At 56.6% G+C, this 24,605-nt stretch carries 24 protein-coding genes and 1 tRNA gene; 14 read left to right on the forward strand and 11 right to left on the reverse strand.

Features of this window, described 5'->3' with window-relative positions; all coding sequences use genetic code 11:
* Positions 1 to 126: 126 nt before the first annotated feature.
* The 4 genes from V8N38_RS09200 to V8N38_RS09215 all read left to right on the forward strand — a co-directional run bounded on the left by V8N38_RS09200 (position 127) and on the right by V8N38_RS09215 (position 2,986).
* A complete protein-coding gene (locus V8N38_RS09200; protein WP_149505971.1) occupies positions 127 to 522 on the forward strand; it encodes a helix-turn-helix domain-containing protein in 396 nt (131 codons plus the stop codon).
* A 15-nt stretch (positions 523 to 537) separates the two neighbouring features.
* Entirely contained in the window at positions 538 to 1,182 is a 645-nt protein-coding gene (locus tag V8N38_RS09205; RefSeq protein ID WP_149505970.1) for a hypothetical protein, read from the forward strand.
* A gap of 132 nt (positions 1,183 to 1,314) precedes the next feature.
* On the forward strand, positions 1,315 to 1,959 hold the full coding sequence (locus V8N38_RS09210; RefSeq protein ID WP_149505969.1) for a type VI secretion system-associated protein TagO: 645 nt from the start codon (positions 1,315 to 1,317) through the stop codon (positions 1,957 to 1,959).
* Between the two features lie 10 nt (positions 1,960 to 1,969).
* Positions 1,970 to 2,986 carry a tyrosine-type recombinase/integrase gene (locus tag V8N38_RS09215; protein ID WP_149505968.1) on the forward strand — a complete coding sequence of 339 codons (1,017 nt, stop codon included), beginning with the start codon at positions 1,970 to 1,972 and terminating at the stop codon, positions 2,984 to 2,986.
* Between the two features lie 339 nt (positions 2,987 to 3,325).
* Here V8N38_RS09215 and V8N38_RS09220 read toward each other — a convergent pair whose 3' ends face one another.
* Positions 3,326 to 4,666 carry an anaerobic C4-dicarboxylate transporter gene (locus V8N38_RS09220; RefSeq protein ID WP_025302367.1) on the reverse strand — a complete coding sequence of 447 codons (1,341 nt, stop codon included), beginning with the start codon at positions 4,664 to 4,666 and terminating at the stop codon, positions 3,326 to 3,328.
* A 232-nt stretch (positions 4,667 to 4,898) separates the two neighbouring features.
* Here V8N38_RS09220 and V8N38_RS09225 point away from each other — a divergent pair, with 232 nt between their 5' ends.
* The 3 genes from V8N38_RS09225 (at position 4,899) to V8N38_RS09235 (ending at position 6,297) form a co-directional block, all read left to right on the forward strand.
* Positions 4,899 to 5,351, forward strand: coding sequence for a PaaI family thioesterase (locus V8N38_RS09225; protein WP_060419585.1), 453 nt, complete (start codon positions 4,899 to 4,901; stop codon positions 5,349 to 5,351).
* Positions 5,352 to 5,492: 141 nt separating this feature from the next.
* Positions 5,493 to 5,780, forward strand: a complete 288-nt coding sequence (locus V8N38_RS09230) for a hypothetical protein (RefSeq protein ID WP_060419583.1) — start codon at positions 5,493 to 5,495, stop codon at positions 5,778 to 5,780.
* A complete protein-coding gene (locus V8N38_RS09235) occupies positions 5,746 to 6,297 on the forward strand; it encodes a hypothetical protein (protein ID WP_060440227.1) in 552 nt (183 codons plus the stop codon). The genes V8N38_RS09230 and V8N38_RS09235 overlap by 35 nt, the downstream gene beginning before the upstream one ends.
* Positions 6,298 to 6,363: 66 nt before the next feature.
* On the opposite strand, the gene V8N38_RS09240 is transcribed toward V8N38_RS09235, so the two are convergent.
* The 6 genes from V8N38_RS09240 to V8N38_RS09265 form a co-directional block, all read right to left on the reverse strand.
* Positions 6,364 to 6,633: a hypothetical protein gene (locus V8N38_RS09240; protein WP_060440226.1), complete on the reverse strand. Its 270-nt coding sequence runs from the start codon at positions 6,631 to 6,633 to the stop codon at positions 6,364 to 6,366.
* Between the two features lie 90 nt (positions 6,634 to 6,723).
* Positions 6,724 to 6,861 carry a hypothetical protein gene (locus tag V8N38_RS09245; protein ID WP_162215441.1) on the reverse strand — a complete coding sequence of 46 codons (138 nt, stop codon included), beginning with the start codon at positions 6,859 to 6,861 and terminating at the stop codon, positions 6,724 to 6,726.
* Between the two features lie 141 nt (positions 6,862 to 7,002).
* Positions 7,003 to 8,505, reverse strand: coding sequence for a glycine betaine/L-proline transporter ProP (proP, locus tag V8N38_RS09250; protein ID WP_060419579.1), 1,503 nt, complete (start codon positions 8,503 to 8,505; stop codon positions 7,003 to 7,005).
* A gap of 414 nt (positions 8,506 to 8,919) precedes the next feature.
* Positions 8,920 to 10,287: a TolC family protein gene (locus V8N38_RS09255; RefSeq protein WP_060440225.1), complete on the reverse strand. Its 1,368-nt coding sequence runs from the start codon at positions 10,285 to 10,287 to the stop codon at positions 8,920 to 8,922.
* A 3-nt stretch (positions 10,288 to 10,290) separates the two neighbouring features.
* Positions 10,291 to 12,228, reverse strand: coding sequence for a MacB family efflux pump subunit (locus V8N38_RS09260; RefSeq protein WP_060440224.1), 1,938 nt, complete (start codon positions 12,226 to 12,228; stop codon positions 10,291 to 10,293).
* Positions 12,225 to 13,406, reverse strand: coding sequence for an efflux RND transporter periplasmic adaptor subunit (locus V8N38_RS09265; protein WP_244951299.1), 1,182 nt, complete (start codon positions 13,404 to 13,406; stop codon positions 12,225 to 12,227). Before V8N38_RS09265 ends, V8N38_RS09260 begins: the two co-directional genes overlap by 4 nt.
* 240 nt (positions 13,407 to 13,646) lie before the next feature.
* On the opposite strand from V8N38_RS09265, the gene cho reads away from it, so the two are divergent.
* From cho to V8N38_RS09290, 5 genes are all read left to right on the forward strand, one after another.
* Positions 13,647 to 14,495: an excinuclease Cho gene (cho, locus tag V8N38_RS09270; protein ID WP_060440223.1), complete on the forward strand. Its 849-nt coding sequence runs from the start codon at positions 13,647 to 13,649 to the stop codon at positions 14,493 to 14,495.
* A gap of 112 nt (positions 14,496 to 14,607) precedes the next feature.
* Positions 14,608 to 14,704 (forward strand) — tRNA-OTHER (locus tag V8N38_RS09275).
* Positions 14,705 to 14,889: 185 nt separating this feature from the next.
* A complete protein-coding gene (locus V8N38_RS09280) occupies positions 14,890 to 15,189 on the forward strand; it encodes a sigma-S stabilization anti-adapter protein IraP (protein ID WP_016928230.1) in 300 nt (99 codons plus the stop codon).
* Between the two features lie 123 nt (positions 15,190 to 15,312).
* The gene (locus V8N38_RS09285) at positions 15,313 to 15,816 is read left to right on the forward strand and encodes a YlaC family protein (protein ID WP_038875410.1); all 504 of its coding nucleotides are present in this window, start codon (positions 15,313 to 15,315) and stop codon (positions 15,814 to 15,816) included.
* A gap of 69 nt (positions 15,817 to 15,885) precedes the next feature.
* Positions 15,886 to 16,017, forward strand: coding sequence for a hypothetical protein (locus V8N38_RS09290; RefSeq protein ID WP_015377413.1), 132 nt, complete (start codon positions 15,886 to 15,888; stop codon positions 16,015 to 16,017).
* Positions 16,018 to 16,079: 62 nt separating this feature from the next.
* Here the strand turns inward: V8N38_RS09290 and V8N38_RS09295 are convergent, their stop codons facing one another.
* The 4 genes from V8N38_RS09295 to mdoC form a co-directional block, all read right to left on the reverse strand.
* Positions 16,080 to 16,208, reverse strand: coding sequence for a hypothetical protein (locus V8N38_RS09295; RefSeq protein ID WP_019455877.1), 129 nt, complete (start codon positions 16,206 to 16,208; stop codon positions 16,080 to 16,082).
* A 252-nt stretch (positions 16,209 to 16,460) separates the two neighbouring features.
* Positions 16,461 to 18,182: a potassium/proton antiporter gene (locus V8N38_RS09300; RefSeq protein WP_060440222.1), complete on the reverse strand. Its 1,722-nt coding sequence runs from the start codon at positions 18,180 to 18,182 to the stop codon at positions 16,461 to 16,463.
* A 283-nt stretch (positions 18,183 to 18,465) separates the two neighbouring features.
* Positions 18,466 to 18,690, reverse strand: a complete 225-nt coding sequence (locus V8N38_RS09305; protein ID WP_060440221.1) for a hypothetical protein — start codon at positions 18,688 to 18,690, stop codon at positions 18,466 to 18,468.
* Between the two features lie 304 nt (positions 18,691 to 18,994).
* Positions 18,995 to 20,125, reverse strand: a complete 1,131-nt coding sequence (gene mdoC, locus V8N38_RS09310) for a glucans biosynthesis protein MdoC (protein WP_141958785.1) — start codon at positions 20,123 to 20,125, stop codon at positions 18,995 to 18,997.
* A 259-nt stretch (positions 20,126 to 20,384) separates the two neighbouring features.
* On the opposite strand from mdoC, the gene V8N38_RS09315 reads away from it, so the two are divergent.
* Entirely contained in the window at positions 20,385 to 21,953 is a 1,569-nt protein-coding gene (locus V8N38_RS09315) for a glucan biosynthesis protein G (RefSeq protein WP_170310507.1), read from the forward strand.
* On the forward strand, positions 21,946 to 24,504 hold the full coding sequence (mdoH, locus tag V8N38_RS09320; protein WP_147839475.1) for a glucans biosynthesis glucosyltransferase MdoH: 2,559 nt from the start codon (positions 21,946 to 21,948) through the stop codon (positions 24,502 to 24,504). The genes V8N38_RS09315 and mdoH overlap by 8 nt, the downstream gene beginning before the upstream one ends.
* Positions 24,505 to 24,605 lie beyond the last annotated feature (101 nt).

Below are 24,605 nucleotides of genomic sequence, written 5' to 3' on the forward strand. Positions count from 1 at the left end.
CAATCCCACGAGGCAAACGTGAGCGGGGCTCATGGAGTTCTTGTTTCATAGTGGTATATTGTGATCTGCTAAGTGTCTGTGAAAATCATTCTGGTACGAAAAAACGTACCAGTCAAGAGAAAAGAGATGAAAATAAGTATCGGAACTCGATTGAGAGAGGAACGAGAGCGCCTAGGATTTACACAAGTTGCCATGGGGGATCTTGGCGGCGTTAGAAAACAAACCCAGCTCAAGTACGAAAAAGGCGACAACAGTCCTGATGCTGAGTATCTGTTGGCATTGTCAAAATTTGGCTTAGATGTGCTGTATGTGGTTACTGGCGTTCGGTCTGCTGAAGCCTTAACTAATGATGAGCAAGAACTACTTGGGCATTTCAGGTCGGCCCCACTGGCTGTTAAGGCGGCTGCACTTGCTGCTCTTACCGCTGGTAGCTCTGTTGCAGATTCCAAAGCAATAAGCGTAAGCGGTGGAAGCGGCCAAAGGATTGCTGGACGTGACTTTCATGAGTACAAGAATAAATAGTTCAGGAGGGACTCTATGGGGAGTGATTCTAAGGGTAGGCATAACAGGGTTGCTGGCAACGATTTCCATGAAGAGCGTATAACGGCAGAAAATTATATAGCTAGGGACTTTGTCAACATAACTGCCCCTGTTGTAGAAAAAGACACTCGGCCATTGGTTCCCGCTCAGCGTAAACAGCTCCACCAATTGATTCTCGCTGTAGCGGAAGCAGGGAATGAAGAAGGTTACGAGGTATGGCATCGAGTCCATGCAGAAATAGGCGTCAGAAGTGTAGAAGAAATGACTGTTAGTCAATATCAACCTGCTTATAGTTACCTTCAGGCACAATTGGATTTATGCCGAGAGAAATCCCAAAAGAATGAACTGATATCTGCATTGCTAAAAATCAGTGCCAACACAGATCGCTACAATGACCTTCTGCAGTATTGCCGAAAAAGTTTTGGTTCAAGCCACCTAAAAAACCTTCAGCGCATCGAACTTCAGCAAGCATTGTTGTGGCTGGATCAGGAACGCGGTATGAGCAACGAGGTTACCAAAAAAGTACCCGTGTTTGTGCAGTGGGGGCGTTTGGCTTGGGATAACCCTGGTTTCACGGCATTTTTATTTCTCTTAGGCTTTTCCGTCCCTGTGATTATCGACTTTATCATTCTTGGAATTTAGCTCATTGATTAAATGTGGATATTACAATTTTGCCGAGAACAACTTCATATTTCACTGACTCCCAAAATTGTATAAGACGTAGAACCACTGCACATGAAAAATTTAGTTTCATTATTATTTATTGGTGAATAAATGAAAAAATTATTAGCAAAAATTATACCTTTGGTAATCCTCTCTTATGCTTCACACGTTTATGCACAAGACACACAGAACCCGACGGCTTCAGAATGCAGATCACTAAAAGATAACATCCAGCGCTTGCAATGCTATGACTTGATGTCTAAAAACGATGCATCCAAAGAAAAAGAACCCGAAGGCCTACAGTCAGGACTTCCGGATGGAGATGTTGGGGGATGGAAGATTGAGAAGATGCAGTCCCAAATCGATGATTCGTGGAATGTTTTTGTAAGTCTTGCATCAACCAATACGATCAGAACGCCGTATGGCGAATATTTAAACCCGTCTCTTTATGCTGTTTGTAGAGAAGCTAAAACAGAGCTTTTCGTAAGTTGGGGAGTATTCTTAGGCACAGACCAAGCAAGGATGATTCAGCGGATTGATGCGGATAAGGCCACTCAAAAAATGTATACAATTTCGACAGATAATAAATCTGTATTTTACCGCGGAAATGCAATTCCCACGATTAAGAAGCTAATGAATAGCAAGAAACTCTATCTCCAAATTGTACCGTATAGTGAAAATGCCATTGATGCCACTTTCGATCTTTCTGGCTTGTCAGAGGCTATAAAACCCCTCAGACATGCGTGCAAATGGTGACAAAACACATATGACAGTACGTAAACTGCCTTCGGGTAAATGGCTTTGTGAGTGTTACCCCTACGGTGCTTCTGGCAAGAGAATTCGGGTAACACGAGCGACGAAAGGTGAGGCGCTCTCGTATGAGCGCCGCATCATGAGTGATGCTCATGGCTCAAACATTGAGGCCAACACTCAAAAGCTATCTGATCTCGTCTCACGTTGGTACGAAATGCACGGCAAATCTCTCACTTCTGGAGAAGAGAGAAAGGCTAAGCTGGAGGCCATCTGTGAGCGTCTTGGTGATCCACTGGTCGACACATTCGATAAAAACATGTTTGCCATCTACCGCGAGCGTCGGTTGCGCGGTGATTGGAATCCGAAAGGGAAAAAACAGCTGAAAGAGGCCACAGTTAATCGGGAATATTCATACCTGCATGCTGTATTCTCTGAATTGAAACGTCTCGGAGAGTGGCAGGGGGATAACCCACTTGATGGCATTCGTCAATTCCGCGAAGGCGATCAGGAGCTGGCATTTTTATATGACGATGAGATTCAACGCCTACTTGATGCTTGTGACGAGTCTGCAAATAAAGATCTTGGTGCTGTGGTTCGCGTTTGCCTAGCGACTGGCGCGCGCTGGAGTGAGGCTCAAGATTTAAAGCAATCTCAGGTAATGCCCGGGCGCCTTACCTTTACCCAGACAAAAAGCAAGAAGAATAGAACCATTCCAATATCTGCCAAAGTGCAGGCATTACTACCCAGAAAGAGAGGCAATCTTTTCACCCCATGCTATGAGGCTTTCGGTTCCGCTCTGAAGCGTGCAGGCATTGAGCTTCCAGCAGGGCAGCGCACTCACGTTTTAAGACACACGTTCGCAAGTCATTTTATGATGCGCGGGGGTAATATTCTGGTGCTGCAGCAGATACTGGGACATAGCTCGATCACAATGACGATGAGATACGCGCATTTTGCGCCTGAGCACCTGGAGGCCGCGATTTCTCTCAATCCATTTGACAGCCTAGGAGCTGAGCGTTTGGAGGCTTAAAACAGTGGCGATAAAAATCGCATACGCACAACAAAGCTCAACTATGCCTAATCATCCTTATCTTTTAAATCATAAGGTTATGATTTTTAAAAGCCTTGGATAGTTTTTAAAATCCCTCGGCTTATGGCTGTGCGGGTTCAAGTCCCGCCCCGGGTACCAGGGAACGAAAATACCGAATAATCAAAGCAATAAGTAGTAATGTCGTAGACCGCCGAGAGGCGGTTTTTTTGTGCCTGAAATTCGTATTGCACCCGCACTTTTTCCTTTCTTATCATGCTCATACCCTTTGATTGTCAGCCTGCCTGCACGGAGGAGCCCCGCAGGGCTCCGAAATACAACTCATAAGAAACCGAACGCCGCGGCGAGGATCCAGCCGAAGACGCAGGAGACGCTGACGCCGATCAGGCCGGGAAGAATAAAGCTGTGGTTGATCACGAAGCGGCCGATGCGGGTGGTGCCGGAGCGGTCGAACTGGATCGCCGCCAGATCGCTGGGGTAGGTCGGCAGAATATAATAACCGTAACAGGCCGGCGCCGAAGCGACGATATAGGCCGGGTTGACGCCGATCGCCAGCGCCACCGGCACCAGTGCCGCCAGCGCGGCGGCCTGCGAGTTGACGAATTTCGACACCAGCAGCAGGATCAGCGCATAGGCCCAGGGATATTCTTTCACCAGCACGCCCAGCGTGGCTTCGATCTGCGCCAGGTGCGCGCCGAACATGGTTTCCGCCATCCAGGCGACGCCATACACCGCCACGATGGCGATCATGCCGGAGCGGAACACTTCGTTTTTAGAGATAGACGCCGGGTTGGTGCGGGTAATGATGACGATCAACGCCCCGGCCATCAGCATGCACATCTGGATCACCAGGACCATGGAGAGCGGCTTGCCGCCGAAGCTGGGCCGCAGATCGGAAAACGCCCCCAGCACCGCCACCAGTGCGATGGTGGCGAGGAAAATCCACATGGCGATCCAGTTGCTGCGCGGCAGCACCCGGTCCAGCAAGGTGGCGGCATCGCCATAGACGTAGCGATGGTTTTCCGGCACCGAGATGAATTTTTGGAACTCCGGGTCTTTGTCCAGGTCTTTGCCGCGGAACCAGCTGAAGATGCCGATCGCCAGAATGCCGCACAGGGTCGAAGGGATGGTGATAGACAGCAGGTCGAGGAATTCCAGATGGCGACCATTGAAGGTGTAACTGCTGAGCATCGCCACCAGTGAGACCACCGCCACCGAAACCGGGCTGGCGATAATGCCCATCTGCGCGCCGATCGAGCTGGCCGCCATCGGCCGCTCCGGGCGGATGTTATTTTTGATCGCCACGTCATAAATGATCGGCAAGATGGTGTACACCACGTGCCCGGTGCCGCACAGAATAGTGAGAATGCAGGTCACGAACGGCGCGATGATCGAGACATAGCGTGGGTTACGTCGCAGCATCCGTTCGGCGATCTGCAGCATGACGTCCAACCCGCCCGAAGCCTGCAGGGTGGCGGAGGCCGCCACCACCGCGATGATCACCAGCATCACGTCTACCGGCGGTTTGCCGGGCTGCAGGTGAAAGCCGAACACCAGGATCATCAACCCGATCCCACCCAGTAACCCCAGCGCAATGCCGCCCTTACGCGCCCCATACAGCAGGCATGCCAATATCACCGCTAATTGCAGAAAGAAATCCATGATAAATACGCCTTAATAATGTTGAACTTAACTGCGCTCAGTTTCCGGCCGTGTTGGCTGCAGAAAGTTGTTTTAAATCTAAAGGCAATAATAAATTTGTGGTTATTAACCCTAAAGAGTGATGCTGGTCACACTCAAAGGAGTCAGGGCGGAGGTGGCATCCGCACGAAAAAGCAAGCTAACAGGTCAGACCTCTACTATATGAGAGGTTTACTGACCCGAGGAGAAACCCATGGACCCGACAAAAATGACCGGACTGGCGCTGTTACAGGCTGCGATGGCCGGTAAAATCCCACCGGCTTCGATCGCTGAAACCGTGCCCATGAAACCGGTGGCGGTTGAAGAGGGGTATATCCGCATCGTGGCGCGGGCTGACGGGCGCCACCTGAATCCGCTGGGGGGCGTTCATGGCGGCTTTGCCGCCACGGTCTTGGACTCGGTGACCGGTTGCGCGGTGCACAGTACGCTGGGCGCGGGGATTGGGTATGGCACCGTCGATCTGCAGGTTAAAATGTTGCGCCCTGTGCCGAAGGAAACTGACCTGATCGCCGAAGGGCGTCTGGTCTATGCGGCCAAAAACGTGGCCTTCGCGGAAGGCACGCTCAAAACGGCGCAAGGGAAGCTGCTGGCTTCGGCAACCGCCACTTGTTTTATCATTCGCCCTAGCGAACAAGCACCGCAATAACCTGCCTTTTATCGGGCTTCGGGCTATCAACCCGGGGCCTGATGCATTTCTCTTCGGTTGCATACAGCGCTGCGCTACGGCGGCAGGCGCGATACGCCATTGTGGTCTAGTATTCTGGGGTAAAAATTTATCGGAGTGATTATGCAACCGTATCCGTATAAAGAGGTTGAGTTTGATCATGAGCTTTGTTTGGCGATTGGCAAAGCCGTGTTGGACGTGGTGGCGCAGGGGGATGAAACCAGCGCTCCAGGGGTGATGAACGCGATTGAGCGGTCGGTGGAACAGGGGCTGAATGACGACGAAATCGCCGCTGCCGACGATGCCCTGGATTTGATGGCGCGTCTCATCCACGGCTGCCGGTTTGTTAATCTACCGGGTGAAGAGGAGGCTTCCCGTGCATTGGTTGAATTTCAAGCGCTACAAGAGTGACGTTGCCAGACAGGCCGTGCCGCCGCATTTGAATGCGGCTGAATTTGCACGGCATTACGCCGATAAGCCGCAAACCGATACGGAAGAGTATCTTTCGTTGAGCGGGGAGATGTGCTGGGATGCGGTGGTGCTTTGTGCCCACCGTTCAGGCGCGCTCAGCAAGGCGAAATACAAGCAGCTGTGGCAGACGGTGTTCGATAAGCAATACAAACATTTCGTTAGCCCGGACGATACCGAGATCCGCACGATGGCCGATATGCTGCGCGCGCCGCAGGGATGTTTTATCGGCATATTCTCCCTGCGTGACGCGGCGGCGCCCCGTTTGCTGCATGCCATGATCGGTACTGGTGCGGGATTTGCCGCAGGCAATAAAAATCTTTGCATCGGCGTGGGGGGCGCGGTCGGCTGGGAAAATCTCAATCTGGCGCGCGATCTGCGCTGGCAGCCTGAAGGCGGCTTTTTACGCCAGGGCGACAACGAAGTGCTGCGCATATTTTATCGGCCTTTCCCCGCCTGAGCCGGTCTGCAAGCTTGTAGAGTAAAAAACCGCCGCCTGGCGGTTTTTTATTGGCGCGTGTCGCCCTTATTTGAACCCGCCGTTGCGAATGAATTCGAGACCGGCGGTGGTGATCCGCGTTTGATGCGGGTCGATATCATAGTTGTTCTCGTCGATGTCGCTCATCACATAGGCCTGTATCAGGCCCTTGGTTTTGAGATAGGCGAAGGGATCGGCGAACGCATGCGGGCTGGTGGCGTCTTGTTTCCACAGTTCGTAGGTTTTTTCATCCAGCGTGCCGGGGTGATTGGCGGCCAGCCGGGTCAGGATCTGATTGTAGAACGCATAATCGGTCATGATACAGTCCCCTTTATCGCGAGCGATAATCGCGGAAAATGGCGGTAAGGTCTTTCAATCATAGCCGATGTTTTCCACCGCCTGTGCGGGTTAGCCGCGTTGGCTTTCAATCCAGTGGAACAGGCGTGAAATGGTGAAGGTGATATCGCCGATGTTGAAGAGTGCGCCGAGCCACAGGGTGAGCATAACAAGGATACCGATGATGACGGGAAGGTCCATTTTGCTCATGATCGCGTGCTTCATCAATTAAGAGTGTGCTGTAAAGCCTACCATCAAACCCGATTGTCATAAAATGCGCTGCGTATTATTTCGGTTGAATTTAAAGCAAAAAAGCCACCCAATCGGGTGGCTTTTGTCTTTCAGCGCCGATCAGTCCAGCTTGGGATGCTGGTCGATCAGGATCTGCTTTTTCTTTTCCAATTCGGCGATCTGCGCGTTGATGTCCTCGACTTTCTGTTCGATGTTGTCGTAGGTCTCCTGCAGCAGCTCTTTCGCCTCTGAACGGTCAGACGCAGCCGGCGTCGCGCCGCGCAGCGGTTTGTTGGCGGTTTCTTTCATGTACAGACCGGTGATAAGACCGATCACCGCCACGACCATCAGATAGTAGGCCGGCATGTACAGGTTGCCGGTCGCTTCGACCAGCCAGGCGGCGGCGGTCGGCGTCGCACCGGCGATCAGCACCGAAATGTTGAACGAAATCGCCAGCGCGCTGTAGCGGATGTGCGTCGGGAACATCGCCGGCAGAATTGAGGCCATCACCCCGGTGAAGGAGTTGAGCAGCACCGCCAGCACCAGCAGACCGACGAAGATCAGGCCAATCACGTTGCTGTTGATCAGAATGAAGCACGGGATCGCCAGCGCCAACAGGCCGATGCTGCCGCCGATAATGAACGGCTTACGGCCGATGCGGTCACTGGTCAGGCCGATTACCGGCTGTACGAACAGCATGCCGATCATGATGGCGATGATGATCAGAACGCCGTGATCTTCCGAGTAGTGCAGGTTATGCGACAGGTAGCTCGGCATGTAGGTCAGCAGCATGTAATAGGTCACGTTGGTGGAAATCACGATGCCGACGCACACCAGCAGACTTTTCCAGTGTTTGGCCGCGATCTCTTTGAACGAGGTTTTTGGCGGATTTTCGATGGCGTTGCGATCCTCTTTCTCCATCTTGTCCACGTGCTGCTGGAACGCCGGGGTTTCTTCCAGCGCATGGCGCAGATAGAGGCCGATCAAGCCCAACGGCGCGGCGATGAAGAACGGGATACGCCAGCCCCAGTCGAGGAAGTTGGCTTCGCCGACGATGCTGGAGATCAGCACCACCACGCCTGCGCCCATCACAAAGCCGGCGATGGAGCCGAAGTCCAGCCAGCTGCCCATAAAGCCGCGTTTGCGGTCCGGCGAGTATTCGGCGACGAAAATTGCCGCACCGGAATATTCACCGCCGACGGAGAAGCCCTGCGCCAGCTTGGCCAGCAGCAGCAGGATCGGTGCCCAGATACCGATCGACGCATAGGACGGGATCAGGCCGATACAGAAGGTGCTGACCGCCATGATGATAATGGTGACCGAGAGCACCTTTTGGCGACCGAACTTGTCACCCATGGCGCCAAAGAACAGACCGCCGAGCGGACGTACCAGGAAGGGCACGGAGAAGGTTGCCAGCGCGGCGATCATTTGTACGCCGGGCGAGGCGCCGGGGAAGAATACCTGGCCAAGTGCGTAGGCGACAAAGCCGTATACGCCGAAGTCGAACCACTCCATCGCGTTGCCCAGGGCCGCCGCGGTGATCGCTTTCTTGAGTTTGCTGTCATCGATGATGGTGATGTCGCTGATGTGCATCGGTTTATGTCGTTTTTTTCTTAACTTCATATAATCATCCCTTAATGAATTATTCGTTGTTCGTGAAAGCGTAATCTCCGTTCACTGTTGTTTTCGAGTTATCAAATCGGCTAATCGAATCGCGGTTCAAGACGATTCATTATCCACATTTAAGTTGGGATGTGGATCACAAAATATCGTCGTTTATGCCAAGGTTATGTCATTTAGGTGACTAATTATTTTGCATCTATAGCTTAACGTTATATCTTGCGGCGATCAAATTCAGCAGTTTAACTTAAGTGTTTGCACCGATTTGGTGCGAGAATGGTCTAATAATTGTGCGATTTGACGGTTTTTCGTCTGATTGGCCATGTTTGAAGTATAGAGAGTGCGGGAGATAAAACAGGAAAAATTGATGTGTTTGCCGCTAAAAAACCACCTGGCCGGATGGCCAGGCAGTTTGGATCAGAGGGCCGATGAACCGCCGAATTCCAGATAGATTTTCGCCAGGTTCTGGTACTGCGCGAAGCGGTTTTCGTCCACCGCCAGCTCCGCCTGACGACGCTGCTCCTGAGCATTCAGCCAATCGGTAATGGTGACGGCGCCCTGCCGGTAACGCACCTCGTTCAGCCGCTCCGATTTGCGCGCCAGCGCCAGCGAGGCCTGCAACTGCGCCTCTTGCGCCAGCAGCTGTGCGCGCAGCGACAGGGCGTTATTTACATCGCCCATCGCCTTGTACAGCGCCTGCCTGAATTCCAGCACCTGCTGTTCGTAGTCGTTACGGGCGATCTTGATATCCACGCCCATTTGCCGCCATTGCAGGAACGGCAACGTCAGGCCGGCGCCGAGGCTGCCCGTCGGGTTGCGCAGAAACTCCAGCAGCGCGCTGCTGCTGGCGCCCAGCGAGCCGGTCAGGCTGAAAGCGGGGTAGTATTGCAGACGTTTCTCGTCGACGTTGGCCAGAGCGGCGCGCAACCGCAGCTCTTTGGCGCTGAGATCCGGGCGACGGCTCAAGACGTTGGCGGGAATGCCGGTGCTGATCTGCGGCATTGCCGCCGTCGGCAGACGTGCGGGCGCGATGGTGGTCTGGCCTGAAGGTACGCCCAGCAGCACCGCCTGTTCGTTCAACGTCTGTTGACGTTCGTGTTGCAACGTCAGCAGCCGGCTTTCCTGCGTTAGCACGTTTTGTTCCGCGTTCACCACGTCCAGCGCCGAGATGCTGCCGGCCCGGTAGCGGGCGTTGGCCAGCCGCAGCGTCTGTTTGGCGTAGGCGATGCTCGCCTGGCTGACGCCGATCTGCTGATTGAGGAAGCCGATGCGCCAGTAATTCGTGGCGGCGTTGGCCAGCAGCGTCAGGCGCGCCGTCTGCAGATCCTGCTCGGAAGCCTGGCTGGCCCACTCGGCGGCGTCGCGCTGGCGCGCCAATTTGCCCCACAGGTCGACTTCATAGCTCGTAGAGAGCGTCGCGCCGCTGGTTTTACTCCAGGCGGAGGACTCCGACAGCGGGCGATTGATGCCGCTGTTCAACGAGGCGTTGACGTCGGGCGCGGTGCTGATGCCAACGCGTTCAGCCTCGAGGCGCGCGCGGTAGACGCGCAACACGGCGACGGCCAGATCGTTGTTGCTCGCCATCACCTGTCGCAGCCAGCGATCGAGCTCGGGATCGTGGAAATCGCGCCAGTCAAACGGCGTCGGCGCGGCGTTTTCGGCGGCGTGCTGCCAGCTCGTCGGATAGTTGACCTGCGGCGCCCGGTAGTCGCTTTTCAGGGTGTTGCCGCAGCCGGCGGTGAGCAGGGCGGCGAGGCTTAATGCCAAGGGAGAGAAAATTTTCATGGGTTACTCGCTGGCCAATGAAACGACCGGATCCATCCTTGCCGCTTTGCGGGCGGGGAGATAACCGAAGATCATGCCGATTAAGGTTGAACAGAAAAACGCCGTCGCGGCGGCTTGCCAGGAATAGATGGCGGTGAACATGCCGCCCGCCAGCGAGGTGAACAGCGACCCGGCGGCGAACGACAGTGCGATACCCAATGCGCCGCCGATCAGGCAGACCAGCACCGCCTCGATCATGAACTGTTGCATGATATCGCCGCGCCTTGCGCCGACCGCCATGCGCACGCCGATCTCGTGGGTGCGCTCGGTCACCGAGACCAGCATGATGTTCATCACGCCCAGGCTGCCGATCACCAGCGAGATCGAGGCCACCATCAGGATCAGCAAACTGAGCGTCATCGAGGTGCGCTCGATCGATTTACGGAACTGATCGCGGTTGAACGTCATGAAATCCTTGACGCCATGGCGCTGGGTCAGCAACTGCGTAATGGCGCTGACGGCGGCTTCGCTGGCGACGTCATCCTTCAGCCGCACGGTAATGCCGCTGAGCGTGGTTTTGCCGACCATGCGGTACATCACCGTGCTGTAGGGCATCCAGACGCTGATGCGGTTGGGCGCATAGTTGCGTTCGCTTTTGGCGACGCCGACCACCCGCGCCGGCACCGAGCCGAGAAACACGATCTGGCCGAGCGGCTCGACGCCGAAATCGCCGAACAGCGCCTGGCGCGCGTTGTCGTCGATGATCACTTCCTGCAGCGCGTTGCGATCGTCGCGGAAGGTGGCGCCTTGCACCAGCGTGATGCCGTTGACGCGGAAATAGTCGCGCCCGACGCCGGTGATTGACGCAGTGGCAGATTTACTGCGAAAACGAATGCTGTCGGACGCGCTGACCTCCGGGCTGACGCTGTCGACGAAGCTTTGCTGCGCCAGCGCGTCGGCATCGGCCGGCACCAGGGTGCGGATGCTGTCGATGGCGTCGTCGAAGAAATCACGCCCCGGATAGATGCTCACCACGTTGGTGCCGAGTCCCTTGATATTCTCCAGCGTGCGCTGCTTGGCCCCTTCGCCCAGCGCCACGACCGTAACGACGGCGGCGATGCCGAAGATAATGCCGGTCATGGTCAGCGCGGTGCGCAGGCGATGGGCGTTCATCGCTTTCAGCGCCATGTGCAGCGATTCACGGGTGCGGTCGATCAGGCTTTGCCAGCCGCTTTGCCGGCTGCGGTTCGGCGGCGGCAGCGCGACGGCGGGTGCCGATTGGCGGCCGCTGTCAGCGATGATCTCACCGTCCCGCAGCTCGATGACGCGCTGCGCATGTTGTGCCACGTTCATATCGTGGGTGACGATCACCACGGTGTGGCCGCGCTGATTCAGCTCGCTGAGGATCGCCAGCACTTCCTGGCCGGATTGGGTGTCCAGTGCGCCGGTCGGTTCGTCCGCCAGGATAATTTCGCCGCCGTTGATCAGCGAGCGCGCGATGCTGACGCGCTGCTGCTGGCCGCCGGAAAGCTGGCCGGGCTTGTGGTCTTCGCGTCCTTCCAGACCCAACCGCGCGAGCAGCTGCGCTGCCCGCTGCCGCCGCTGATCGCGCCGGGCGTTGGCGTAGATGGCCGGAATTTCAACGTTGCCCAGCGCGCTGAGATCGGGCATCAGATGATAACGCTGGAAGATAAAGCCGATATGCTCGCGGCGCAGGCGGGCCAGTTCGTCCGGCGACAGGTGGGCGGCGTTCTGGCCGCTGATGTAGTAGTCGCCGCGATCCGGCACGTCGAGACAGCCCATGATGTTCATCAGCGTCGATTTGCCGGAGCCGGAGGCGCCGATGATCGCCACCAGCTCGCCGGCGGCGATGGTCAAATCGATGTCTTTCAACACCGTCAGCGCCTGACCGCCGTTGGTGTAGGTCCGGCTGATGCCTTTTAGCTCGATGATCGCGTTCACAGGAAAATGCCATCCTCAGCCGACTTGGCGGCGGGCTGCGACAGCACCACGGTTTCACCGGCTTTCAGGCCGCTGAGGATCTGAATGTCGACGTTGTTGGTGATGCCGGTGGTCACTTCGCGCGTTTCCAGCCGCTGATCTTGGGTTAGCACCTGCACCTGTTGCCCTTTTCCTTCGGTTTTATGCACCGCCTGGATCGGCACCAGCAGGGCATTCTTCGCTTCGCCGAGCAGCAAGGAAACCTGCGCGGTCATGGCGATGCGCAGGCGGTTTTCCGGGTTGGGCACGTCCAGCAGCGCGTTGTAATAGACCGAGGCGTTCGAGGTACCGGAGCCCGAAGCGGAGCTGGTGCCGGCGAGCGAGTCGTCTTTCATCACCGATTCCGGCGCCAGTTCGATGGTGCGCAGCGTGGCGTCGTAGCGTTTATCCGGATCGGAGAAAATGGTGAAGTAAGCCTTTTGCCCCGGCGAAATGCGGGTGATGTCGGCTTCGGAGATCTGCGCCTTGATGGTCATCATATCCAGCCGCGCCAGCTTGACGATGGTCGGCGCACTTTGGGTGGAGTTGACCGTTTGACCCTGCTGCGTGACCACGGCGATGACGATACCGTCCATCGGCGCGACGACGCGGGTATACCCCAGGTCGATCTTTTTCTTGTCGACTTCAATCTGCGCCTGCACCAGGCGCGCATTGAGCGAAAGCAGTTCGGCGCGGGTGGTGGCGAGCGTGGCCTCGGCGGTTTCGAAGTCTTCACGCGAGCTGGCTTCGTCGTTCAGCATGCGCCGCTGGCGTTTGAAACGCGACTCGGCCTGCTTAAGCTGTGCCTGCTTGGCCTGCAGTTCGGCTTTGATGACGTTCAGCGCCGCCTCGGCGTTGCGCAGATCGTTGCGCTGTTGCAGATCGTCGATGTCGGCGATCGGCTGTCCTTTGGTGACGCGATCCCCCAGTTTGACCTTCAGCGATTTGACTTCACCGGAGACCCGCGCGCCGACATTAACGCGTTCGACGGCATCCAGCCGCCCGGTGGCCAGCACGGCATTCTCGATATCGCCCAGGCGGGCCGGTGCGGTAACGTAATCCTGCTGCGGCGGGCGTTGCCAATAGAGGGCCAGCGCGATGGCGACGGCGATGAAAACGATGACGGCGATCAACGCCAGACGACGGGGTGTGAGTTTCAGTGATGGCATGCCCAGGTTTTCCATAACGATAAAAGCGGCGGTTCCAGTCTGCCATCATGGCAGCGCCAGCCTGAACTGGCGCTAAACGTGAGGCGCTTTCCCGCTGGAAAGGGGATAGTAAAGGCTTTCCCGCTAAAGATCACGGTGAGTTATTATCCGCCGGGTGTGCAACCGGCTGCGCGGCACGCTATACTGGCTAAAAAACCAGTATTCATTCATTAGCAGGATAACGCCGCCGCCATGATGCCAAACCGCCTCGAGCCGGAACTCGACATTTACCAATACCCGGAGCACCTGCGCGCCTGCCTGGCGCCGTTGCCCAAAGGGCCGGGCGTCTATGTGTTTCACGGCCAGAGCGAAAGCCTGCCGCTTTACATCGGTAAAAGCGTCAACGTACGCAGCCGCGTAATGGCGCATTTCCGTGCGCAGGACGAGGCAAAAATGCTGCGGCAAACCCGGCATATCAGCTTTATCGAGACTGCGGGCGAGTTGGGGGCACTGCTGCTGGAGGCGCAGTTGATCAAGCAACAGCAGCCGCTGTTCAACAAGCGCCTGCGGCGCTCGAAACAGCTGTGCGCGCTGCGTCTGCAGGCGGACACGGTGACGATTGCCCACGCCAAAGAGATCGATTTCGCCGTCACGCCCCACCTTTATGGGCTGTTTGCCAATCGCCATGCCGCGCTGGAAAAGCTGCGCGCCATCGCCGACGAGCATCGTTTATGTTACGGCAAGCTGGGGATCGACAAGCTGCCCGCCGGGCGAGCCTGCTTCCGCTACAGCCTGCGCAAGTGCGCCGGCGCCTGCTGCGGCGTGGAGCCGGCGCAGGAACATGCGCGGCGGCTCGGCGCGGCGCTGGAACAGCTACGCATCGCCTGTTGGCCGTTCGCCGGGCGCGTGGCGTTGGAAGAGCAGGGCGAGACGCTGCGGCAGTACCATGTGATTCACAATTGGTTTTATCTGGGCTCGGTCAGCAGCCTGGCGCAGGCGCAGCGGTTGCAGAGCGCGGCCAGCCACTTTGACAGCGATGGCTACAAGATTTTGTGCAAGCCGCTCATCGCCGGCGATTATCGGATTATTGAGCTGCCGTAATGCCATAATGCTATCGATAACCTAAGACTTATCTGTAAATTCAGGGCATTATGCTAAAAAAGCTTGTGTCCATAATGTTGTTATGGATAATGGCGTCCCGAAGCGAAGGAACGCGCTATTAACTCAGTTGGCAGAGTGATTGGTTTTATAATGGCTTGTTTTGGCTTGAAAATTGATAGACGCGGGTTCGAGTCCTGCATAGCGCGCCAGCTTTCTTCCCTTCATCTCACCGCGCTTACCGTAAAGCGCACCCGGGTTGATTTGCACTATCGGCTCCTCGTTGGGATTTTCGGGTGTGCTTTACCGTAACCGCTGGCTTTCCTTCCTCTTTCTCTTTCGATCCTTTGCTAAACTGTAATCAGGCAGGCTTGCTGCCCGGCAACAGGAGGTCGATATGTCTCACTCCGAGCAACTGCAGGAACTCTTGCAACGCGTCGCCGCCCTCGAGGCGAGAGAGAAAGCGCTGAGCGCCGCGTCCAACGCTTATCAGGCGATTATCACCACCATGTTGGGCAATATGGAGAAGACCGAACGTGACCGGATCATCGCGATGATCGATCAGGCTCATGAAATCGCTTACGCCCGCGCCATTCAACGCAGCAACGAACCGCAAAAGCAGAAAATCAAACAGGCCGACGATGTGGCCCAGCGCATGTTCATGTTTGCGCAAGGCAAGGCCGCCCAGCCGCGCTGAATCCGAACTATAACAGTTGCCGCCATTAAGTTGGCTAACTGATCTACCCGGCGAAACTGTACTTGTGTTACTTTTAGCGGTGAGATTTGATGGCAATGCTGTTTCCAGCATAAGGTTGTAACGATGGACGCGATTAAAAGCATCTTGGTTAAAGAGATTGAACAGATCAATCGGCGCGAAGGGCGTGACGGCAAGCCGCGCTTCAACAGCGAATTCGCCCGCACTCACCGCTATCTGTGCCTTGCCATGTTCGCCGGTTATTTCGCGGTGATCGCCGTGATGTACCAGGTGCCGTACATGGGGATATATGCCTTCCTGGGCTTCACCGCTTTCGTGCTGTTCATGTTCGCCATGCTGCTGATAGAGATCCGGCCGGTATACCGCTTCGAGGACATCGGGGTGCTGGATCTGCGGGTTTGCTACAACGGCGAATGGTACTTTACCCGCGCGCTGTCGCCTTATGCGGTGCAGCAGCTGCTGGATGAGCCGTCTATCGGCGCCGCGCTGAAACAGAAGATGCGGGTGATCATCGGCAACAAGGGCGAAATCGACTTCTACGACGTGTATGACATGGCCTACGGAAAAAAGCCGCAGGATGAGCCACCGCAGCTGGCGGCGGCAAACTGAAAGGTTTCCGGCCGGCGGCTTGTCGATTATACTCAGCGTTTGAACGTGAAGCAGAGTGAGGACCAAGCGATGAGTGATGATATTTTCGATTTTGATATCGATGCCGAACTGGCGAAAGCCGAAGAAAAAGCGGCGCAGAAGGTAAAAGAGGTCCCTGAGTTCCTCGAAGACGAAGCGGACTGCGAAGGTTGCAAGATCTGATCGCCTGACCCATAAAAAAAACCGCCGCGGCGGTTTTTTTTATCTCTGAGCGTCGGGCGGTATCAATCCAGCACGAATCCCCAGATGAGGAACGCCGCCACCAGAATCAGGCAAAGCGCGGACACCGTCACCAGTATTTTCCCCAGAATGTCTTTTTCTTGTTCCCGCTGCGTCACGTTGAAATTATCCAATTAAAAGTCTATGGACCAAACCGGCGATGCTGAGATCGAGCGCCGCTACGCCCAGCGCCATGATCATCATCACCGAAAGAAATCGAGTCTTGCCGTTCACATCCCTAATCCCTGTTGGCGCCGCTGTTAAATTGTTTTTATATCAACCGGATATAATTTAGCGACGCCGTACTTCATGCATCATGATAGTGATTAAGAACGTTCTTAAGGCCAGAAGTTCCCTCGTCTGGTAACGCAGCCGGTGCGGCAGCGTCAGTCGGTTACAATCCGCACGCCTATCTTGCTGACTTGATTGCCGTCCATTTCGGCGATGGTCCAGGTCAGGCCGTCCCATTCCACCTGGTCGCCGATCACCGGTTCGCCGCCAATCAGCTGAATGACGAACTGGCCAAGCGTCTGCTGCTCGTCCACGTCGTCCTGCAGATTGAGGCCATAAAGCTGCGAGATGTCGCTTAAACGGGCGTCGGATTGCAGGATAAAGTCACCGAAGAAGCGCTCGTCGAGCGTCACGGCCGGCGCCTGGCTGAACAGCTTGCCGAGGATCGGCAGGTCGTGCTCATGACCGATGACGCACAGAATATCGTTCTCCCGCAGGCGGGTACTGCCGCTAGGGTGCAGCAGCTCTTTGCCGCGGAACAGGGCGGCAATGCGGGTGTTGGGCGGCATTCTCAGCTCACGCAGCGCCGCGCCGACGCACCAGTTTTCCGCCGAAAGCTGATAAACGAACTGTTCCCACTGGTTCTCCGGGTGCACATCCAACCCAACGCGGGAGATAGGCGTCAGCGCCGGCGGCACGATCACCTTGGCTTTTTTGGCGGCAAACGACAGCGTGGTGCCTTGCAGCAGCAGGGAGACCAGCACCACGAAGAACGCCACGTTGAAGAACAGCTGGGCGTTGGGCAGCCCGGCCATCATCGGGAACACCGCCAGGATCACCGGCACCGCGCCGCGCAGGCCGACCCAGGAAATAAAGCCGCGTTCGCGCAGGGTAAAGCTTCGGAACGGCAGCAGGCCGATAAACACCGACAGCGGGCGGGCAAACAGGATCATCCAAAGCGACAACAGCAGGGCAGGGATGGCGATCGGCAGCAGCTCGTGCGGGTTGAGCAGCAGGCCGAGCACCAGGAACATGCCGATCTGGCTGAGCCAGGCCAAGCCGTCGAAGGTTTGTACGATGCCGTGACGGTTGCGGATCGGCCGATTGCCCAGCAGCAGGCCGCACAGGTACACCGCCAGAATGCCGCTGCCGTCCAGCGCGGTGGTCAGCGCGAAAATAAGAATGCCGCCGCTCACCGCCAGCAGCGGATAGAGGCCGTCCGCCAGTTTGATGTGGTTGATCAGCGTCAGCAGCAGCCAGCCGCCGCCCAGACCGAAGACGATGCCCATGCCGAACTGCTGCATCAGATGCAGCGGGAAGGTCCAGCTCAGCGCGGTTTCCCCGGCGGCGATCATCGCAATCAGCGTGATGGTGAGAAACACCGCCATCGGATCGTTGCTGCCGGACTCGATCTCCAGCGTGGCGCTGACGCGCTCGTTCAGGCCTTTGCCGCCCAGCAGCGAGAAGACCGCGGCGGCGTCGGTGGAACCGATAATGGCGCCGATCAACAGCCCCTGCAGCAGATCGAGATTGAACAGCCAGGCGGCGGCCATGCCGGTCAGGCCGGCGGTGATCACCACGCCAATGGTGGCAAGAGACAGCGCCGGCCACAGGGCGACGCGGAAAGAGCTGACCCGGGTGCGCATGCCGCCGTCGAGCAGGATCACCGCCAACGCGAGGTTACTGACCAGGTAAGCGACCGGATAATTGCTGAAGACGATGCCGCCGGGGCCGTCGACGCCGGCCAACATGCCGATCGCCAGGAAGATCACCAGGATCGGAATGCCGAGCCGGGAAGAAAATGAGCTGAGCAGAATGCTTGCCCCCACCAGCACGGCACCGATGACGAACAAACTGTTAATGGTGCTGGCATCCAAAATATCGTTCTCCTGAGGCTGGGGGATAGGGGGCACTGCGCGTGTGTCGATGATAGCGTGTTTAGTGGGTAAAACGCCAAGGCTGATTGCGAAAACAACCGATCAATTATTGCCCTTTGGTGTGATTAACCGAAGAAAGTGAGGAGAAGAGAGAGAATCCTGCCTTTTATCCAACATTATCAGGCTGCTGTATTTCGGCTTTGGCAACAATGGCCGATCGTGGCTGAGGGAAAAACCATTAAGCCCGCGTAGGCAGGCTTAATGGTTTGCAGGCGCGGTAGGGTTAGTGGTCGAGCGATTCCAGCGCCCGTTTGATCAGCTCGCTGGCCAACTTGCTTTCCGTTTCGGAAATGCCGTCGAGATTGAAGTTGGAGAGTTCAGTGACCAAAATGCTGCGTTCTTTGCCGCTGATTGAGGCGTCCAGCGCGGACAGCAGCCTGCCGAGGATCTTCAGCAGGGTGGCGTTTTCCACTTCGGCTTCCTGAGCCGGGGTCTTCTTATCAGTCATTCAAAATCCTCTCTGTCGTGACGGAAGGGAGATGCAGCTAACGCCATCGAATGAATTAAACGATCGCGCAGCCCTTCGGGGGTGTTGAGCCCAATCACTACCGTAAGGCAGGGATCCGGATTTCTACTTATGCATCGCAGTTATAACGATTAGGGTATGTATTCAGCCGTATCACTTTGCCCTAACGGACGGCGCCAGGCTGAGCAATGTGTGCTTTGCATGCAAACCACCAGTATAGGCTTTTTGCACGACGGCAAGATGACAGGAAACCCCTGCAAACGATCGGGTTTGCAGGGGCGCAAGGTTATTGCGGCTTACCGGAGAACAAGAAGCGCAGCACCGGAATACGCTTGTGCAGTTCATATAAAGCGAAGGCCAGCGAGAACACAAACAGCAGGCCCAGCAAGAATCCCAACAGGTTGTTGCCGATATAAGGCGTCACGAAAGCGCCATATATCAGGGTCAACGGGTGGTGCACCAGATATATAAACAGTGAGGCATTGACCAGATAGGTGATGCGCGGCGAGTGATAATTCAGCAGGTTATGCCCGAAAGAGAACACCACGTTGGTCATCAGGATCCCCATTAGGGTTTTGATCACCACTTCCAGCTCGAACATATAGCTGCTGTGCGCCAACAGCTTTTGATTCAGCATATATGCGATAAACAGCAGCAGCGAGCCGAGCAGCGCCAGCGGCGAGCGACGCAGAAAAATCTCCTTAAGCCACACGTACTTAAACGCATAAGCGCCGAGGATGAAGAACGGCAGGTAGAACATCGTCTCCATCACCACGAAATTGAACAGGCCGTTGGATAATAGCTGCGGCGCGACAATTAAAATAATACGGTGCGCGGCCGAATAGCATACCGCATAAATAAAGAAAAACAGTGAGATGTTTCCTAATCCACGCAGTCTGTTTATTAACGCCGGAATATGCTCACGAGTTTGACGCTTGATTTTACGGAACAGATAAAAGCAGGCACAGGTTAACAACGACAGCGTCAATAAGAACCACAGATGAGAAACCAATTCCCAAACTGTTACATTTATTTTCTGATAGAGAGAAAATTCATCCCAGCCGTTTAATTTATCGGTGAAATATTTCAGCATGAAAAACTGCGGCACCGTAATTAGCGGGATGGAGCTTAACAGCGGGATCGCCACCCGCTCCAGCCTGACCTTCAGCCACTGGTGGCGCTCGTAGCGCTCGTAAAGCATGTAGGAGAAGTAGCCGGATATCACGAAGAACACCTGCATGCGAAAAGCGTGGATGAAGTCGTTCAGCACCGTGAGCGAGAAGGAGGGGGACGCGCTGTTCACCGCCCAGGCATGGCTGGAATAAATCAGGGAGAGGTGAAACGGAATCCCGAGCAACATCAAATAGGCTCGGATCGAATCGAGGAAAAACTCGCGCTGTTTGCTGCCTTTAGTCATAGATTACCGCTGGTGATTTAATCGGGTGCTCATTAACACGCTTAATAAGTCGTCAAACGTTAAATTGTTATCCGAAACCCTACTATAGCCCCCCGCATTTTTCCATAGCGTCTTGTTGCGCGGCTTGCTACGCTGGTGTTCCATCAGCTGCTTAAACAATGAGCCGTAAACATGAACCATCCATTTATCATGTTGTCGGAAAGCTGAGTAATCCATTAATATGGATTTAAATGATTTGAGCACACGAATAGGGGGGGATGTGCTAGTTAATATATTATCCGGACAACCACGCGCCGCGAGCGTTCGTTGGTTAGGTGCTACCGTATTGTTCACGCTGTTCAGTTCGCCGGCATGGGCCTTTTCTATTGATGATGTGGCCAAGCAGGCGCAGGATCTGGCCGCGAAAGGTTTCGAAGCCCCGAAGAGCAACCTTCCTTCTCAGTTCCGCGAGATGAAGTTCGCAGACTATCAGCAGATTCAGTTCAATCACGATAAAGCCTATTGGAGCAAGCTGAAAACCCCTTTCAAGCTTGAGTTTTATCATCAGGGGATGTACTTCGACACGCCGGTGAAAATCAATGAAGTCACTTCCACCAGCGTAAAACAGATCAAGTACAGCCCGGATTACTTCAACTTCGGTTCGGTCAAACACGACCCTGAATCGGTGAAAAACCTCGGCTTTGCCGGCTTCAAGGTGATCTACCCGATCAACAGCGCCGACAAAAACGATGAGATCATGAGCCTGCTGGGCGCGAGCTATTTCCGCGTGGTGGGTAAAGGGCAGGTTTACGGGCTTTCCGCTCGCGGCCTGGCTATCGATACCGCTTTGCCATCTGGCGAAGAGTTCCCGCGTTTCCGCGAATTCTGGGTTGAGCGTCCGAAGCAGGGCGACAAACACCTGGTGATCTACGCGTTGCTGGATTCCCCGCGCGCCACCGGCGCTTACCGTTTCACGGTGATCCCGGGCCGCGACACCACCGTGGACGTCGAGTCTAAAGTGTTCCTGCGCGACAAGGTGGGCAAACTTGGCCTGGCGCCGCTGACCAGCATGTACCTGTTCGGGCCGAACCAGCCGTCGCCGACGCTGAACTATCGCCCGGCGTTGCACGACTCCAACGGTCTGTCTATCCATGCCGGCAACGGCGAGTGGATCTGGCGCCCGCTGAACAATCCTAAACACCTGTCCGTCAGCACCTATACCGTCGAGAACCCGAAAGGCTTCGGTCTGCTGCAGCGCGGCCGCAACTTCAAGGATTACGAAGATCTGGACGATCGTTACGATCTGCGCCCGAGCGCCTGGATCGAACCGAAGGGCGACTGGGGTAAAGGCAAGGTCGAACTGGTGGAGATCCCGACGGCGGATGAAACCAACGACAATATCGTGGCGTTCTGGACGCCGGATACGCTGCCGGAAGCCAAAAAGCCGCTGACGCTGAGCTACCGTCTGAACTTCACCCGCGACGAAGATAAACTGCATTCGCAAGACATCGCCTATGTGGCGCGGACCATGCGTTCGACCGGTGACGTGAAGCAGTCCAACCTGATTCGCGAGCCTGACGGCAGCGTGGCCTTCCTGGTCGACTTCGTCGGCCCGGTGCTGAAAGGGCTGGACGCCAACACCCCGGTCGCTTCTCAGATCAGCATCGGCGACAACGGTGAAATGGTAGAAAACAACGTCCGCTATAACCCAGTGACCAAAGGCTGGCGCCTGACGGTACGTCTGAAAGTAAAAGACGACAAGAAGCCGGTAGAAATGCGCGCAGCGCTGGTCAATGGCGATAAGACTCTGTCGGAAACCTGGAGCTATCAGCTACCTGCCAATGAATAAGCCTACTCAACCCGCCCAGGATTATCTTGCGGCGCTGCCTCTGACCGCCGAGCGGTCGGAGGCGCTCAACCCTCACACGGCGGATGACGCTCAGGCACTGGAGGCGCTCCATCGGCAGATGGGCGCCGCCGACGCCAACGTCAACAGCCTGTCGGCGGATGACGTGGCGTTGGCCTCGGTCAAACCGCGCATCGAAAGCGCCTGGCCGGATGCGGTCAGCGATGACGATTTCGACACCGACGCCGAAGGGCGCGCCATTCTGAAGGCGACGCCGCCGATCAAACGAACCACCATGTTCCCGGAAGCCTGGCGTACCAACCCGGTGGCGCGCTTCTGGGATTCTCTGCTGGGGCGTTCGCCGCACAATCGGCACTCCACCCAAGAGGAGGCCGAGGCCGAGAACCGCTGGCGCGTTGTCGGTTCCATGCGCCGCTATGTGCTGCTGGTGCTGATGCTGGTGCAGACCGGCATCGCCACCTGGTACATGAAAACCATCTTGCCTTATCAGGGCTGGGCGCTGATCGATCCTATCGCCATGCTGGATCAGGATCTGATGCAGTCGGTGCTGCAACTGCTGCCTTATGTGCTGCAAACCGGCATTCTGATCCTGTTCGCCGTACTGTTCTGCTGGGTCTCGGCCGGTTTCTGGACCGCGCTGATGGGCTTCCTGCAGCTGCTGATCGGCAAAGACAAATACAGTATTTCCTCCACCATCAAGGGCGATGAGCCGATCAATCCGGCGCACCGCACCGCGCTGATCATGCCGATCTGTAACGAAGACGTCGAACGCGTGTTCGCCGGCCTGCGTGCGACCTATGAGTCCGTCGCCGCCACCGGTCAGCTGGAACACTTCGATATCTACGTGCTGAGCGACAGCTACGATCCGGACATCTGCGTGGCGGAGCAAAAGGCGTGGATGGAGCTGTGCCGCGATGTCGACGGCCACGGCCGCATCTTCTATCGCCGCCGCCGCCGTCGCGTAAAACGCAAGAGCGGCAACATCGACGACTTCTGCCGTCGTTGGGGCGGTGAGTACAGCTACATGGTGATCCTGGACGCCGACAGCGTGATGAGCGGCGAATGCCTCACCGGGCTGGTGCGTTTGATGGAAGCCAACCCGAACGCCGGCATCATCCAGTCCGCGCCGAAGGCGTCCGGTATGGATACCCTGTATGCGCGCGTGCAGCAGTTCGCTACCCGCGTTTACGGGCCGCTGTTTACCGCCGGCCTGCATTTCTGGCAGCTGGGCGAGTCGCACTACTGGGGCCATAACGCCATCATCCGCGTGAAGCCGTTTATCGAGCACTGTGCGCTGGCGCCGCTGCCGGGCGAGGGTTCCTTCGCCGGTTCAATCTTGTCGCACGACTTCGTTGAAGCGGCGCTGATGCGCCGCGCCGGCTGGGGCGTGTGGATCGCTTACGATCTGCCGGGCAGTTACGAAGAGCTGCCGCCAAACCTGCTGGACGAGCTGAAACGCGACCGTCGCTGGTGCCACGGCAACCTGATGAACTTCCGCCTGTTCCTGGTGAAAGGCATGCACCCGGTGCACCGCGCGGTGTTCCTGACCGGCGTCATGTCCTACCTGTCGGCGCCGCTGTGGTTCATGTTCCTGGCGCTCTCCACCGCATTGCAGGTGGTGCACACCCTGATGGAGCCGCAATACTTCCTGCAGCCGCGGCAGCTGTTCCCGGTCTGGCCGCAGTGGCGGCCCGAGCTGGCGATAGCGCTGTTCTCCACCACGCTGGTGCTGTTGTTCCTGCCGAAGCTGCTCAGCATCGTGCTGATCTGGGCCAAGGGCGCGAAAGAGTACGGCGGGGCGTTCCGTCTGTTCATTTCGATGCTGATGGAAATGCTGTTCTCGGTGCTGCTGGCGCCGGTGCGCATGCTGTTCCATACCGTGTTCGTGGTGAGCGCTTTCCTCGGTTGGGAAGTGGTGTGGAATTCGCCGCAGCGTGACGATGACGATACGCCTTGGGGCGAAGCGTTCCGCCGCCATGGCTCGCAGATGTTGCTGGGCCTGGTGTGGGCCGGCGGCATGGCGTGGCTGGATCTGCGCTTCCTGTGGTGGCTGTCGCCGATCGTGTTCTCGCTGATCCTGTCGCCGTTCGTGTCGGTGCTGTCGAGCCGCGCGACGCTGGGCATGAAGAGCAAACGCGCCAAGCTGTTCCTGATCCCGGAAGAGTACAACCCGCCGCGCGAGCTGCTGGCGACGGAAGAGTACCTGCATCTCAATCGCAACCGCGCGCTGACCAACGGCTTTATGCATGCGGTGGTCAACCCGTCCTTCAACGCGCTGGCGACGGCGTTGGCGACGGCGCGTCACCATCTGCGCGCTACCCTCGATCGCAACCGCGAGGAACGGGTGAACGAAGCGCTGCAGCTGGGGCCGGAGAAGCTGGTGAAGGGCAAACGTCTGGAGCTGCTGAGCGATCCGGTCACGCTGGCTCGTCTGCACCAGCGCGTCTGGCTGTTGCCGGAAGGCGCTGCCTGGCGTGAGCACTATCAGCAGTTGCCGCACAACCCGCTGGCACACCCAACGGGTCGACGTTAATCGCTGAACGGTAACGCTCAGACGGGGAATGCGCATGGCGCGTTCCCCGTTTTTTTTTACCTTTTGCTTACGCGCGCCGGTACCGGTGGAGAAAGGGAACT

Source organism: Serratia nevei (assembly GCF_037948395.1).
GTDB lineage: Bacteria > Pseudomonadota > Gammaproteobacteria > Enterobacterales > Enterobacteriaceae > Serratia > Serratia nevei.